This window comes from Pseudomonas weihenstephanensis (genome assembly GCF_001043055.1).
GTDB classification, from domain to species: Bacteria; Pseudomonadota; Gammaproteobacteria; order Pseudomonadales; family Pseudomonadaceae; genus Aquipseudomonas; species Aquipseudomonas weihenstephanensis.
In genome coordinates this window covers 119,739-134,318 of the sequence record NZ_JYLF01000010.1, presented here as the reverse complement: position 1 = coordinate 134,318, position 14,580 = coordinate 119,739, and the positions used below count along the sequence as shown (strand labels likewise).

At 58.0% G+C, this 14,580-nt stretch carries 11 protein-coding genes; all 11 read left to right on the top strand.

Annotation, left to right across the window (positions count from 1 at the left end; genetic code table 11):
- The first annotated feature begins 13 nt into the window (after positions 1-13).
- The 11 genes from TU86_RS22835 (at position 14) to TU86_RS19765 (ending at position 14,562) form a co-directional block, all read left to right on the top strand.
- Positions 14-190: a hypothetical protein gene (locus TU86_RS22835; protein ID WP_047277492.1), complete on the top strand. Its 177-nt coding sequence runs from the start codon at positions 14-16 to the stop codon at positions 188-190.
- Complete coding sequence (locus TU86_RS19810) at positions 174-3,128, top strand: sensor histidine kinase (protein WP_162207812.1); 2,955 nt, start codon at positions 174-176, stop codon at positions 3,126-3,128. Before TU86_RS22835 ends, TU86_RS19810 begins: the two co-directional genes overlap by 17 nt.
- Before the next feature lie 22 nt (positions 3,129-3,150).
- The gene (locus tag TU86_RS19805) at positions 3,151-4,584 is read left to right on the top strand and encodes a sigma-54-dependent transcriptional regulator (protein ID WP_048366022.1); all 1,434 of its coding nucleotides are present in this window, start codon (positions 3,151-3,153) and stop codon (positions 4,582-4,584) included.
- Between the two features lie 731 nt (positions 4,585-5,315).
- Positions 5,316-6,710, top strand: a complete 1,395-nt coding sequence (locus TU86_RS19800) for a polynucleotide adenylyltransferase PcnB (protein ID WP_048366021.1) — start codon at positions 5,316-5,318, stop codon at positions 6,708-6,710.
- A 3-nt stretch (positions 6,711-6,713) separates the two neighbouring features.
- Entirely contained in the window at positions 6,714-7,223 is a 510-nt protein-coding gene (folK, locus tag TU86_RS19795) for a 2-amino-4-hydroxy-6-hydroxymethyldihydropteridine diphosphokinase (RefSeq protein WP_048366020.1), read from the top strand.
- A gap of 194 nt (positions 7,224-7,417) precedes the next feature.
- A complete protein-coding gene (panB, locus tag TU86_RS19790) occupies positions 7,418-8,218 on the top strand; it encodes a 3-methyl-2-oxobutanoate hydroxymethyltransferase (protein WP_048366019.1) in 801 nt (266 codons plus the stop codon).
- Positions 8,215-9,075, top strand: a complete 861-nt coding sequence (gene panC / locus TU86_RS19785) for a pantoate--beta-alanine ligase (protein ID WP_048366018.1) — start codon at positions 8,215-8,217, stop codon at positions 9,073-9,075. The genes panB and panC overlap by 4 nt, the downstream gene beginning before the upstream one ends.
- Before the next feature lie 256 nt (positions 9,076-9,331).
- Positions 9,332-10,996: a glucose-6-phosphate isomerase gene (pgi, locus tag TU86_RS19780; protein ID WP_048366017.1), complete on the top strand. Its 1,665-nt coding sequence runs from the start codon at positions 9,332-9,334 to the stop codon at positions 10,994-10,996.
- A 47-nt stretch (positions 10,997-11,043) separates the two neighbouring features.
- On the top strand, positions 11,044-11,919 hold the full coding sequence (locus TU86_RS19775; RefSeq protein ID WP_048366016.1) for an oxygenase MpaB family protein: 876 nt from the start codon (positions 11,044-11,046) through the stop codon (positions 11,917-11,919).
- Positions 11,920-12,060: 141 nt separating this feature from the next.
- Positions 12,061-13,242 carry an acetyl-CoA C-acetyltransferase gene (locus TU86_RS19770; protein ID WP_048366015.1) on the top strand — a complete coding sequence of 394 codons (1,182 nt, stop codon included), beginning with the start codon at positions 12,061-12,063 and terminating at the stop codon, positions 13,240-13,242.
- 306 nt (positions 13,243-13,548) lie between these two features.
- Positions 13,549-14,562, top strand: coding sequence for a class I SAM-dependent rRNA methyltransferase (locus TU86_RS19765; protein WP_048366014.1), 1,014 nt, complete (start codon positions 13,549-13,551; stop codon positions 14,560-14,562).
- Positions 14,563-14,580: the final 18 nt, after the last annotated feature.

The window sequence follows — 14,580 nt, the reverse complement described above, 5'->3', positions numbered from 1 at the left end:
AAGTGAGGCCAGGATGTATATCTATCGATTGGTCCTGTTGCTGGTGGTCGGGATCTATCTGTTTTCCCCAGCCATCATGGATTGGTGGATCAATGCGACAGGTGCCTGGTATCGGCCCTACCTGCTCTGGCTGATTCTGATCGTGGTGACCTTTATTCTTCAGAGCCAAAAAGATGCCGATGAGCTTTAGCCTGACCCAGATGGTGCTCGTCAGCGCCGCGTACCTGCTGGTGCTGTTCGGTGTGGCCTGGATCAGTGAACGCGGGATGATCCCGCGCGCCATTATTCGTCACCCGCTGACCTACACCCTGTCACTGGGTGTCTATGCCAGTGCCTGGGCGTTTTATGGCACGGTGGGGCTGGCTTACGAATACGGTTACGGATTCCTCTCCAGTTACCTCGGCGTTTCAGGGGCTTTTCTTCTAGCGCCTGTACTGCTTTACCCCATTCTGAAAATCACTCGCACGTACCAACTGTCCTCGCTCGCCGACTTATTTGCTTTCCGATTTCGCAGCACATGGGCCGGCGCGCTCACCACCATCTTTATGCTGATTGGCGTGCTACCGCTGTTAGCCCTGCAAATCCAGGCCGTGGCAGACTCGATCAGCATCCTCACCCGCGAACCCGTGCAACACCGTGTCGCACTCAGCTTTTGCGCCATGATCACGCTGTTCACTATCTTCTTCGGCTCCCGGCACATCGCGACGCGCGAGAAACACGAAGGGCTAGTCTTCGCCATCGCGTTTGAGTCCGTCATCAAGCTGCTCGCCATCGGCGGGGTGGGCCTCTATGCGCTATACGGCGTATTCGATGGCCCGCAACAACTTGAGGTGTGGCTGCAACAAAATCAGACCGCACTGGCCTCTTTGCATACCCCCCTGCAAGAAGGCCCGTGGCGTACTCTGCTGCTGGTGTTTTTTGCCTCGGCCATTGTGATGCCGCACATGTATCACATGACCTTCACCGAAAACCTCAACCCCAGGGCGCTGGTCAGCGCCAGCTGGGGCCTGCCGTTGTTCCTGCTGCTGATGAGCCTCGCGGTGCCGCTCATTTTGTGGGCCGGACTAAAGCTGGGCGCGACCACCAACCCCGAATATTTCACCCTGGGCATTGGCATTGCAGCCAACAGTAAATCGCTGGCCTTGCTGGCTTATATCGGCGGCTTATCCGCTTCCAGCGGGCTGATTATTGTGACCACGCTGGCGCTCTCGGGCATGGCCTTGAATCACTTGGTGCTGCCGCTTTATCAGCCACCGGCGGAAGGCAACATCTACCGCTGGCTGAAATGGACGCGCCGCGCCCTGATCGTCGCCATCATCATGGCCGGTTATGGCTTTTACTTGTTGCTGGGCGCCGAACAAGACCTGGCCAACCTTGGCATCGTCGCGTTTGTCGCCACCCTGCAATTTCTGCCGGGCGTACTCTCTGTCTTGTACTGGCCAACCGCCAACCGTCGCGGCTTTATCGCCGGACTGCTCGCGGGCATCGCGGTCTGGATGATCAGCATGCTGCTTCCGCTGATTGGCAACTTTCAGGGCTTCTACATTCCGTGGCTGGACATGATCTACGTGCTGGACGACACCAGTTGGCACATGGCTGCCATTGCGTCACTGGCCGCCAACGTACTGATGTTCACCTTGATTTCGTTGTTCACCAACGCCAGCACAGAAGAAGCCAGCGCTGCTGAAGCCTGTGCGGTAGATAACGTGCGCCGCCCGCAGCGACGTGAACTGCATGCTGCCTCGCCACAAGAGTTCGCCACCCAACTGGCCAAGCCATTGGGAGCCAAGGCCGCGCAAAAAGAAGTCGAGCAAGCCTTGCGCGACCTTTATCTACCCTTCGACGAACGCCGCCCGTATGCCTTGCGCCGCTTGCGCGACCGTATCGAAGCCAACCTCTCCGGGTTGATGGGCCCCAGCGTCGCTCAGGATATGGTCGAAACCTTCTTGCCCTACAAGTCAGGCGGCGAAAACTACGTCACCGAAGACATTCACTTCATTGAAAGTCGGCTAGAGGACTACCACTCACGCCTCACCGGTCTGGCGGCCGAACTCGACGCCTTACGTCGTTACCATCGCCAAACACTGCAAGAGTTGCCGATGGGCGTGTGCTCACTGGCCAAGGACCAAGAGATCCTGATGTGGAACAAAGCCATGGAAGAGCTGACCGGCATCCCGGCTCAGCGCGTGGTGGGTTCGCGCCTTAATACGCTGGGTGATCCCTGGCGCCAGCTGTTGCAGGGTTTTATTGAGCTGCCCGATGAGCACTTGCACAAACAACACCTGGCCCTGGACGGTCAAACCCGTTGGCTAAACCTGCACAAGGCCGCCATCGACGAACCGTTGGCGCCCGGCAACAGTGGCTTGGTACTGCTAGTCGAAGACCTCACTGAAACCCAAATGCTCGAAGACAAACTCGTGCATTCGGAGCGACTGGCAAGCATCGGCCGTCTGGCGGCAGGGGTTGCCCATGAAATCGGCAACCCTGTCACCGGGATCGCCTGCCTGGCGCAGAATCTGCGTGAAGAACGCGAAGATGACAGCGAGCTGACAGAAATCAGCGGCCAGATCCTTGAGCAAACCAAACGTATCTCACGCATTGTGCAGTCCTTGATGAGTTTCGCTCACGCGGGCAGCCATCAGCACACGGACGAGCCCGTTTGTCTGGCAGAGGTGGCTCAGGATGCCATCGGTCTACTGGCCTTGAACCGGCGCAATTTTGAAGTGCAGTTTTATAACTTGTGCGATCCCGACCACTGGGTCGAAGGTGATCCACAGCGTCTGGCGCAAGTGCTGATCAATTTGCTGTCCAACGCCCGCGACGCCTGCCCTGCCGGCAGCGCCGTACGGGTCAAAAGCGAAGCCAGCGAACACACCGTCGACCTGATCGTAGAGGACGAGGGCACGGGTATTCCGAAGAACATCATGGACCGCCTGTTCGAACCGTTCTTCACCACCAAAGACCCTGGGGAAGGCACCGGTCTGGGCCTTGCACTGGTCTATTCCATCGTTGAAGAGCATTATGGACAAATCACCATCGACAGCCCGGCTGACATTCAAAGCCAGCGCGGAACCCGTATCCGGGTGACACTACCGCGCCATGTCGAAGCGACGTCCGCTGTGAACTGAGACCGTCGAGAGAACTGAATCAATGCCGCATATTTTGATCGTCGAAGACGAAACAATCATCCGCTCCGCGTTGCGCCGTTTGTTGGAGCGTAATCAGTACCAGGTCAGCGAAGCAGGCTCGGTGCAGGAAGCTCAAGAGCGTTTCAGCATTCCCTCGTTCGACCTGATTGTCAGCGATCTGCGCTTGCCAGGGGCGCCTGGCACCGAGCTGATCAAGCTGGGCGAAGGCAAACCGGTGCTGATCATGACCAGCTATGCCAGCCTGCGCTCAGCGGTTGACTCGATGAAAATGGGCGCCGTCGACTACATCGCCAAACCGTTTGATCACGATGAGATGCTGCAAGCCGTCGCACGTATTTTGCGTGATCGCCAAAACGCTCAAAGCCAGCCTGCCGAGCGCCCAGCCAAAGCGTCGGGCGCCGATAAAAGCGTGATCGATAACTGTAATGGCGAAATCGGCATCATCGGTTCATGCCCGCCTATGCAGGATCTGTACAGCAAGATCCGCAAAGTGGCGCCCACCGACTCCAATGTCCTGATCCAGGGTGAGTCCGGTACCGGCAAAGAACTGGTGGCCCGCGCGCTGCATAACCTGTCCAAGCGCGCCAAAGCGCCGATGATCTCGGTTAACTGCGCGGCGATTCCTGAGTCGTTGATTGAATCTGAGTTGTTCGGCCACGAAAAAGGGGCCTTCACCGGCGCCAGCGCCGGCCGTGCGGGCTTGGTTGAAGCGGCCGATGGCGGCACTTTGTTCCTTGATGAAATTGGTGAGCTGCCACTGGAAGCACAAGCCCGTCTGCTGCGGGTGTTACAAGAGGGCGAAATTCGCCGTGTGGGTTCGGTGCAATCGCAAAAGGTCGATGTGCGCCTGATCGCGGCCACCCACCGTGACCTCAAGAGCCTGGCCAAAATCGGCCAGTTCCGTGAAGACTTGTACTACCGCCTGCACGTCATTGCCCTCAAGTTACCGGCATTGCGTGAACGTGGCCCGGACGTAAACGAAATCGCCCATGCCTTCCTCGCCCGTCAAAGTGCCCGAGTGGGTCGCACCGACTTGAAGTTTGCTCCCGATGCCGAACAAGCCATTCGACATTACACGTGGCCAGGCAACGTACGAGAACTGGAAAACGCCGTAGAGCGTGCTGTGATTCTGTGCGAAAGCCCGGAAATTTCAGCCGAACTGCTGGGCATCGACATCGAGTTGAGCGATCTGCAAGACGACGACTTTATCGGCCTGGGCCCACAACAGGGCATCAGTAGCGGTAACACCAGCCATGACCCGACTGAAGACCTGTCACTGGAAGACTACTTCCAGCACTTTGTGCTTGAGCATCAGGACCATATGACGGAGACCGAACTGGCGCGAAAACTGGGCGTGAGTCGTAAATGCTTGTGGGAACGGCGCCAGCGCCTGGGTATTCCACGCAGAAAAACCGGTGTCACCAGCGAAGGGTAACGTGACAGACAACACGGCCGACGGTGAAAAAACTGTTACCGCACGCTAATCACGTAACAAAAGCCGGGTCTTACGGTAACGAAGGCCCGGCTTTTTTTTGCGCTAAAAAACATGAAAACCCAGAAAGCCCCTTATTTTGCTAGGCCGGACAAAAGTTGGCACGACCCCTGCTATATGTATTCGTACAAGAACAATAAGAATCACAGCAACACACAATAAAAATAAGACGTATCGGCTCACGCATAACAAGAACAACACGGCGGAGGCGCAGCTAACTGATTCTTTTGGAGAGGTGTTGTCATTGGGGCTTGCCCCACGACTAGGCAGAGAACAACAAAAACTGCACTTAAAGCAGAGCCTGAACTAGTTGGATCACTGATCACATCAACACAGCGACCAAAGCAATCCGTTTGCTCTTATCTCCCGATTGGGAGGGTTACACAGGTAAAACTTGGGTAACCAGGGCAATTAACAAAAACAAAAAGCCCGCAACCAATAATAAAAATAGAGCACGCAACTAATTCTGGGGGAGCTTCGGCTCCCCTTGTGGTTCCTGACATTCAGAAAATTTTACAGCCCGTCTGGCCCGGTACTCTCGCAACGACCAGGGCCACTAGAGGCAATCGACAGGCTACGCGTCCTACACCATCCCCTGACTAAATGCTAGAATCCCCGCCCATCATGCGGTCATTCTTCGTTTTGGCCGAACATTCCTTCAAACAGTGCATCCCATGCTGAAGAAGCTGTTCCAGTCATTCCGTTCTCCCAAGCGTCGTACGCAACAACTGCGCAGCACCCCTGAAGTGCTCAACAGCAGCCAACATTCGCTGCAACGTGCCCAGTTCAGCCGCTACGCGGTCAACATTGTCGAACGCCTGCAAAACGCCGGTTACCAGGCTTATCTGGTCGGCGGCTGCGTACGCGACATGCTGCTCAACATCACGCCCAAAGACTTTGACGTGGCCACCAGCGCTACGCCAGAACAAGTGCGTGCCGAATTTCGCAATGCGCGAATCATCGGTCGTCGCTTCAAGTTGGTGCACATCCACTTTGGGCGCGAAATCATCGAGGTAGCGACCTTCCGTGCCAATCACCCGCAAAACGACGAAGAGGAAGACAGCAACCAGTCCTCGCGTAACGAAAGCGGGCGTATTTTGCGCGACAACGTCTACGGCACCCTCGAAGAAGACGCCCAACGTCGCGACTTCACGATCAATGCCCTGTATTACGACCCGGTCAGCGAGCGCATTCTCGATTACGCCAATGGTGTACACGACATCCGCAATCGCCTGCTGCGCCTGATTGGCGATCCGCAACAGCGTTACCAGGAAGACCCGGTGCGCATGCTGCGGGCGGTACGTTTTGCCGCCAAGCTGAACTTCGGGATTGAAAAACACACCGCCGCGCCGATCCGCGAGCTGGCCCCCATGCTGCGCGAAATCCCGTCGGCTCGCCTGTTCGAAGAAGTGCTCAAGCTCTTCCTCTCCGGTAACGCCTGCGACACCTTCGAGATGCTGGTCGACCTTGAATTGTTCGACCCCTTGTTCCCGGCCAGTGCCGAAGCTCTGGAGCACAACCCGACCTACACCCACACCTTGATCAGCGAAGCGTTGCGCAACACAGATCTGCGAATCAAGCAGGGTAAACCGGTGACCCCCGCGTTCCTGTTTGCAGCCCTGTTGTGGCCTGCTCTGCCCGCCCGTATTTTGCGCCTGCAAGACCAAGGCATGCCGCCTATTCCTGCCATGCAAGAAGCCGCGCACGAACTGATCGCCGAACAGTGCCAGCGCATTGCAATTCCCAAGCGCTTCACAATGCCGATTCGCGAAATTTGGGACATGCAAGAGCGTCTGCCGCGTCGCAGCGGCAAACGTGCCGACATGCTGCTCGACAATCCGCGCTTCCGTGCCGGTTACGACTTTTTGCTGTTGCGTGAAAGCGCTGGCGAGCAGACCAACGGCCTGGGCGAATGGTGGACCGACTATCAGGATGCCAACGACAGTGGCCGTCGCGACATGATTCGCGACCTGAGCAACGCCAAGGACGATGGCACTGGCCCTGCACCGCGTAAACGCCGCCGCACAGGCGCTAACAAGCGCAAACGCAGCGCTGGCGCCGACGAATAAGTGATGGAACGCATCTACATTGGAATGGGCAGCAATCTGGCTGACCCGGCCGAGCAATTGCGCAACGCGGTAGAAGCGATTGCGCAACTGCCCAACTCGGTGTTTGTCGGGGTCTCAGCGTTCTATCAAAGCGACTCCCTGCTGCCAGGCCAACCGCGTTACACCAACGCAGTGGCAACCATCGAGACTCACATGGCCCCCCTTGAGCTGCTCGATGCTTTGCAAGCCATCGAAAACGACCAAGGCCGTGAGCGACTTGAGCGTTGGGGGCCGCGCACGCTGGACCTCGACATCCTGCTGTTCGGCAATCAACTGATCGACGAGCCTCGCCTCAAGGTCCCGCATTACCACATGCACGCCCGTCCTTTCGTGCTGTACCCCTTGGCCGAGCTGGCGCCCGCTTCGCTCAAACTGGCCGATGGCCGCAGCCTTGAACAACTCCTCAAAGACTGCCCCTTTGTCGGTCTTGAGCGCCTGCCCGGGTTAGCTGAATCGAATCAATTAGCGCGGTAACACATCGGCGGTAACACCTCTAATTGACTTCCCGTGTCCTCGTCACGACTATAGGCATCCCGCTGCCACCTACCCGGTGGCGCAATGTGAAAAGCAGGCCGTTTAGCACCTCTATAAAGGTGCGCCTGCTTATAACGATGAATCACGCGCGTTGCTCGCAGTGGTTATCGCACTGCCTGACGAGGATCCTTTTCATGCCAGCTATTACCCTGACCACCCTGCAAAGCCTTAAGCAAAAAGGTGAAAAAATCACCATGCTGACGTGCTATGACGCCACCTTCGCACATGCCTGCAACCAGGTCGGTGTAGAAGTGTTACTGGTGGGCGACTCCCTGGGCATGGTCTTGCAAGGGCATGACAGCACCCTGCCTGTTTCCAACGATGACATGGCGTATCACGTGGCGTGCGTTAAACGCGGCAATCAGGACGCCCTGATACTCGCCGATCTGCCTTTTATGGCGAACGCCACCCTTGAGCAAACGCTGAACAACAGCGCGCAACTCATGAGGGCGGGCGCGCACATGGTCAAGGTCGAAGGTGCCGTCTGGTTGGCCGAATCCATCCGCCTGCTGACTGAGCGCGGCATTCCTGTGTGCGCACACATGGGCCTGACGCCACAGACGGTAAACGTATTGGGCGGTTACAAGGTACAAGGCCGTAACGAAAACCAGGCACGCCAGATGCGTGCAGATGCGATTGCACTGGAACAAGCCGGTGCCGCCATGTTGCTGCTCGAATGCGTGCCAAGCGAACTGGCGAAAGAAATCACCCACGCGGTGAAAATCCCGGTGATCGGCATCGGCGCCGGCAGTGATACCGACGGTCAAGTGTTGGTGCTGCATGACATGCTTGGCTTGTCCTTGACTGGCCGCGTGCCTAAATTCGTGAAAAATTTCATGGCCGGCCAACCTGACATTCAATCGGCCCTCAGCGCCTACGTCGCTGAAGTCAAAGCCGTCAGCTTTCCTGGCACCGAACACGGATTCTCTGCATGAACACAGTAAAAACCGTTCGCGAGTTGCGCGCAGCCATCGCTCGTGCACGTAGCGAAGGCAAACAAATCGGCCTGGTACCGACTATGGGCAACTTGCACAGCGGCCATGCCGCGCTAGTCAGCAAGGCGGCGCAGCAGGTCGATTTCGTGGTCGCGAGCATTTTCGTCAACCCCCTGCAGTTTGGGGCCAACGAAGACCTCGACACCTACCCCCGCACCCTCGCCGCCGATCAGGAAACACTCCTGCAAGCAGGCTGTAACCTGCTGTTTGCTCCAACGGTGGATGAAATGTACCCCCACGGGATGACGGGGCTAACCCGCGTCACTGCGGCTCAATTGAGCAATGAGCTCTGCGGCAGCCGCCGCCCTGGGCATTTCGATGGCGTCACCACGGTCGTCAACAAACTGTTCAACATGGTTCAGCCCGACCTGGCGATCTTTGGTCAGAAGGACTACCAGCAATTGGCCGTTATTCGCGCCATGGTGCTCGACCTGAACATGCCCGTCCAAATCATCGGCGAACCGACTGTACGCGCCGAAGACGGTTTGGCCTTGTCCTCGCGCAATGGCTACCTGAATGAAGAGCAGCGTGCCTTGGCGCCCGCCCTGTATCGCCACCTGCGCGAAATGGCAGACGCCATCAAAGCCGGTGAACGCAACTACGCCACGCTGGTGACCCAACAGGTGGCCCACCTTGAAGCCATCGGGTTGCGAGTGGATTATCTGGAAGTTCGCCACGCAACGACGTTACTGCCCGCGCAAACCAGTGACCGGGATCTGGTCATTCTGGTCGCGGCCTACTTGGGCACTACGCGCCTGATCGACAACATCCACCTGAACCTGGACAACACGCTTTAATTGATAGATTGCGCGTCACCCGCACCCGATAAAGAAACACTGAAACGATTCACCTGGCGTCACACGGTCGTGACAAAAGTTACAGCTCGGCGTCAGACAAAGCCAAGACAGATGCAGGCACTAGGGTTAATGTGATCGCCCTGCTTGTGTCCGATGTGCATTTGCAGGTCAACCGATGCCTCCCGAGGTTAATCAGGAGGTTTCGGGGTTTTCAGTGTCCAACAGGCAGTTCAAGCAAAAAAGGATATCCGCAGCGATGGCGTACTACCGCACTCCTCACGACGTTACCGCTCTGCCCGCTTGGCAAGCGTTGAAGCAACACCGCGCCAGCATGCAAAACTTCAGCATGCGCGATGCGTTTAACAGCAACCCAAAACGTTTTGAAGATTTCACCCTGAGCAGCTGCGGGCTGTTTTTGGACTATTCAAAAAACCTGATCACTGACCAAACCCGTTCGTTGCTCGTCGATCTGGCCAACGAAGTCGATCTTCAGGGCGCGATCAAATCGTTGTTCTCGGGGGAGATCGTCAATGCCTCCGAAGGTCGTCCGGCCTTGCACACCGCGCTGCGCCGCCCAGTTGCCGACAAGCTGTCGGTCAACGGTGCGGACATCATGCCCGAGGTGCACAAAGTCCTGAACAAGATGACCGAGCTGGTCGGACGCATCCACGAAGGCCTGTGGCGCGGTTACACCGACAAACCGATTACCGACATCGTGAACATTGGCATCGGCGGCTCGTTCCTTGGCCCTGAGCTGGTGTCCGAAGCGCTGTTGTCCTACGCGCAAAAAGGCGTTCGCTGTCATTACCTGGCGAACATCGACGGCAGTGAATTCCACGAGCTGTCGCACAAGCTGCGCGCCGAAACCACGCTGTTCATCGTGTCGTCGAAATCGTTCAACACCCTCGAAACCCTCAAAAATGCCCAAGCGTCCCGCGCGTGGTACTTGGCGCAAGGCGGTTCGGAAGCTGAACTGCATCGCCACTTCATCGCCGTGTCGAGCAACAACGAGGCCGCGGTCGCGTTTGGTATTCGCGAAGAAAACATTTTCCCGATGTGGGACTGGGTGGGTGGGCGTTATTCGCTGTGGTCGGCCATCGGCTTGCCAATTGCCCTGGCGATCGGCATGTCCAACTTCAAAGAACTGTTGTCCGGCGCCTACAGCATGGACCAACACTTCCAGAACGCCCCGTTCGAACAGAACATGCCCGTGTTGATGGCAGCGCTTGGCGTTTGGTACGGCAACTTCTGGGGTGCGCAAAGCCACGCGATCCTGCCGTACGACCATTACCTGCGCAACATCACTAAACACTTGCAGCAGTTGGACATGGAATCCAACGGCAAAAGCGTGCGTCAGGACGGCACCCCCGTGTCCACCGACACCGGCCCGGTGATTTGGGGTGGCGTGGGCTGCAATGGTCAGCATGCGTATCACCAGCTGCTGCACCAAGGCACCCAATTGATTCCGGCCGATTTTATCGTGCCGATTGTCAGCTTCAACCCGGTCGCCGACCACCATCAGTGGCTTTATGCCAACTGCCTGTCGCAAAGCCAGGCCCTGATGCTGGGCAAAACCCGCGCCGAAGCCGAAGCCGAATTGCGCGAACAGGGCATGCCCGAAGACGCCGTGCAAAAGCTCGCGCCGCATAAAGTGATTCCGGGCAACCGCCCGAGCAACACCTTGGTGGTTGAACGCATCAGCCCGCGTCGCCTTGGCGCGCTGGTGGCGCTGTATGAGCACAAAGTGTTCGTGCAAAGCGTGATCTGGGGCATCAACGCCTTCGACCAGTGGGGCGTAGAGTTGGGCAAAGAACTGGGCAAAGGCGTTTACTATCGCCTCACCGGCAGCCTCGAAGAGCCTGCCGATGATGCGTCAACGCAAGGCCTGATCAACTACTTCCGCGGTCGCCATCGCGGTTGATTGAACGCCAGCCAGTCTTCACGACTGGCTGGCGGCACCGAGACGCCATGGAATTTATCCGCCGCCCCATCGAACGCCAAATCATGAGTCTGACCGGCCTTTCGCTCGGCCAGCTCGACCTCGAAAACCCCAAGGGCGACCCCGGTCTGTTCGGCCCCGACTCCATCAGTTGGCAAGTACACGGTGATTTCACCAGCATGCTGATCGGTGGCATCAGCGCCCTAATGCTGCAAGCCTTGCATCCTCTGGCACTGGCCGGGGTGTGGGATCACTCCAATTTCAGACTCGACATGCTGGGGCGATTGCGTCGCACTGGCCAGTTCATCTCTGGCACCACCTTTGGCTCCTCAGGCGATGCCGACTGGCTGATCGACAAAGTACGCAGCATTCACCTGCAAGTGACCGGCACCGGACTTGACGGCCGTCCCTATGCTGCCAGTGACCCGCAATTACTGACGTGGGTGCATGTGGCGGAAGTCAGTAACTTCCTTGCCGCTCATTTGCGCTATCGCAATCCGGATTTGTCCCCAGCCGATCAAGACCGTTACTACGACGAAATTGCCGTGGTCGCCGAACGCCTGGGGGCCACAGACGTGCCCCGCTCACGCCAGCACATCGCCGACTACCTGCAAGCCATACGCCCGCAGTTGCTGTGTGATGAGCGCAGCCATGAAGTGATTCGCCTGTTGCTCAACGCCCCGGCGCCCAGTTTGCTGGCCAAACCATTTGCCGCGCTGATGATGCAAGCCGGCATCGACTTGCTACCCGACTGGGCCAGCGATCAGCTGGGGCTTCATCAACGTCCGCCGACACGCACGCTGATCCGCGCCACAGTCAACAGCACCGCGCCGGTTCTGCGCTGGGCAGTGCGCAATGGCTCAGTGCAAAGGGCGCAGCGACGCATGAGCCGGTACGGTGGGTAACCGCCGTGCCATCACACAAGGACGCTCATCTCTGTGCGCCAGCCGTGACGAGACGATGCCGCTATTTGTATGCCACCATGCCGCTTGATTCCTACCGCTGCGTCTGACGCGGCCTCTCCAATAATAATCAGGACTCCCGCTATGCAAGACGTTGTCATCGTTGCCGCTACCCGCACTGCCGTCGGCAGCTTTCAAGGCTCACTGGCCCATGTACCTGCTGTCGACTTGGGCGCCGCGGTCATTCGCCAACTGCTCGAAAAAACCGGTCTGGAGGGTGCACAGGTCGATGAAGTCATCATGGGGCAAGTCCTCACCGCGGGTGCAGGTCAAAACCCGGCACGCCAGGCAGCAATCAAGGCCGGACTGCCATTTGCCGTGCCAGCAATGACGCTCAACAAAGTCTGCGGCTCCGGGCTCAAAGCGCTGCATTTGGCTGCCCAGGCCATCCGTTGTGGCGACGCTGACGTGATCATCGCCGGCGGCCAGGAAAACATGAGCCTGTCCAACTACATCGTGCCCGGCGCCCGAACCGGCCTGCGCATGGGCCATAGCCAAATCGTCGACACCATGATCAGCGATGGCCTGTGGGATGCATTCAATGATTACCACATGGGCATCACCGCAGAGAACCTTGTGGATAAGTACGGCATCAGTCGCGAAGACCAGGATGCCTTTGCCGCCGCCTCGCAGCGCAAAGCCATCGAAGCCATTGAAACCGGGCGCTTTGTGGACGAAATCACGCCGATTTTGATCCCGCAACGCAAAGGTGATCCGATCGAGTTTGCCACAGACGAACAACCGCGCGCGGGCACGACGGCCGAATCGCTGGCCAAGCTTAGACCTGCGTTCAAAAAAGACGGATCTGTCACAGCAGGTAATGCCTCCTCACTCAATGATGGTGCAGCCGCCGTCATGCTGATGAGTGCGACCAAAGCCCGTGAGCTGGGTTTACCGGTACTGGCTAAAATCGCGGCCTACGCCAACGCCGGTGTAGACCCGGCCATCATGGGCATTGGTCCCGTGAGCGCGACTCAACGCTGCCTGACTAAAGCAGGCTGGACGCTGGCTCAACTGGACCTGATCGAAGCCAACGAAGCCTTCGCGGCGCAAGCCTTGTCGGTCGGCAAAGCGCTGGATTGGGACGCGAACAAGGTCAACGTCAACGGAGGGGCAATTGCCATTGGTCATCCGATTGGCGCGTCGGGTTGTAGGATTCTGGTCACCCTGCTCCACGAAATGCTCAAGCGTGACGCTAAAAAAGGCCTCGCCACTTTGTGCATTGGCGGTGGCCAGGGTGTAGCTCTGGCGCTCGAACGCGAATAATGGCCACCTAAGGGTGTAAAGCCTCGCATACCTATAGCCATAGCGCTGACGGGTGATGCGAGGCTGCGTCCGGCGGCAAAACCGTCGTAAATTCCATGTGCGCGATGTACCCGCAATACCGTTTTCTAAGGCAGGGCGACGGCTTTGCCCTCGGCAACTGCTACACACACCAACAGCACGTCCTTTTACGCCTCGATAGCGTCTATTCGAACAGCGTAGCCAGCCCGATGAGGCTGTGCGCAACCATAAACCTTCACGCGGTTCTGTTAAACTCGCGCGCCCTATCTGTCCCCCAAGGCGCAACGCATGTCTTCCTTGAATCAGGCGCTGCGCGCCGCCCTCGATAACCGTCACGACTTGCTGGCCGAGCTGCACGCTCAAGGCACTGACTGTTATCGCCTGTTCCACGGCAGCCAGGAAGGCGCTGGCGGTCTGACTATCGACCGCTACGGCCCGCAACTGCTGGTGCAAAGCTTTCACCAGCGCCTTGAGCGCGGTGATTTGCTGCAATTGCATGAAGCAATCAATCGGCACTTGGGCCTGGAACTGCTGCTGGTCTACAACGACCGCTCACAGGGCAATTCACGTATTGATCGCGAAGACACCGTCTACCGCGCCGAAGACGCCGCATTGGCGGACATGATCGGCCACGAGTGGGGCCTGAAGTACCGTGTGCGCGGCCGTCACGCGGGGCAAGACCCACTGCTGTTTCTCGACCTGCGCAACGCGCGCGGCTGGGTCAAGCAGCACAGCGCCGGCAAGCGCGTGCTTAACTTGTTCGCCTACACCTGTGGCGTTGGCTTAAGCGCTGCGGCAGGCGGCGCAAGCGAGGTCTGCAATCTGGACTTTGCTGAAGGCAACTTGGCGGTCGGACGCGAAAACGGGCTGCTAAATCCCGAATTGCCCCCGATGAAGTTTGTGCAATCCGACTATTTCGCTGCCATTCGCCAACTGGCGGGGTTGCCGATTATCCAGCGTCGCCACAAGCTGCCCGCTTACCCGCGCATGGATCAGCGTGAATACGACCTGGTGCTGCTGGACCCTCCCGCGTGGGCCAAGAGTGCTTTCGGCACGGTAGACCTGTTGCGCGACTATCAAAGCCTGCTCAAACCCGCGGTATTGGCCACCGCGCCGGATGGCGTGCTGATCTGTTGCAATAATCTGGCGAAAGTCAGCATGGACGACTGGCGCGAGCAAGTCCTGCGCTGTGCTGAAAAAGCCGGCCGCCCTGTTCGGGACTGGCAAGTGCTGAATCCGGCCAGCGACTTTCCGTCAATGGACCAGCAGCCGCCACTAAAGACGCTGATCCTACAGTTCTAAGCGCCTAATCTCACACGC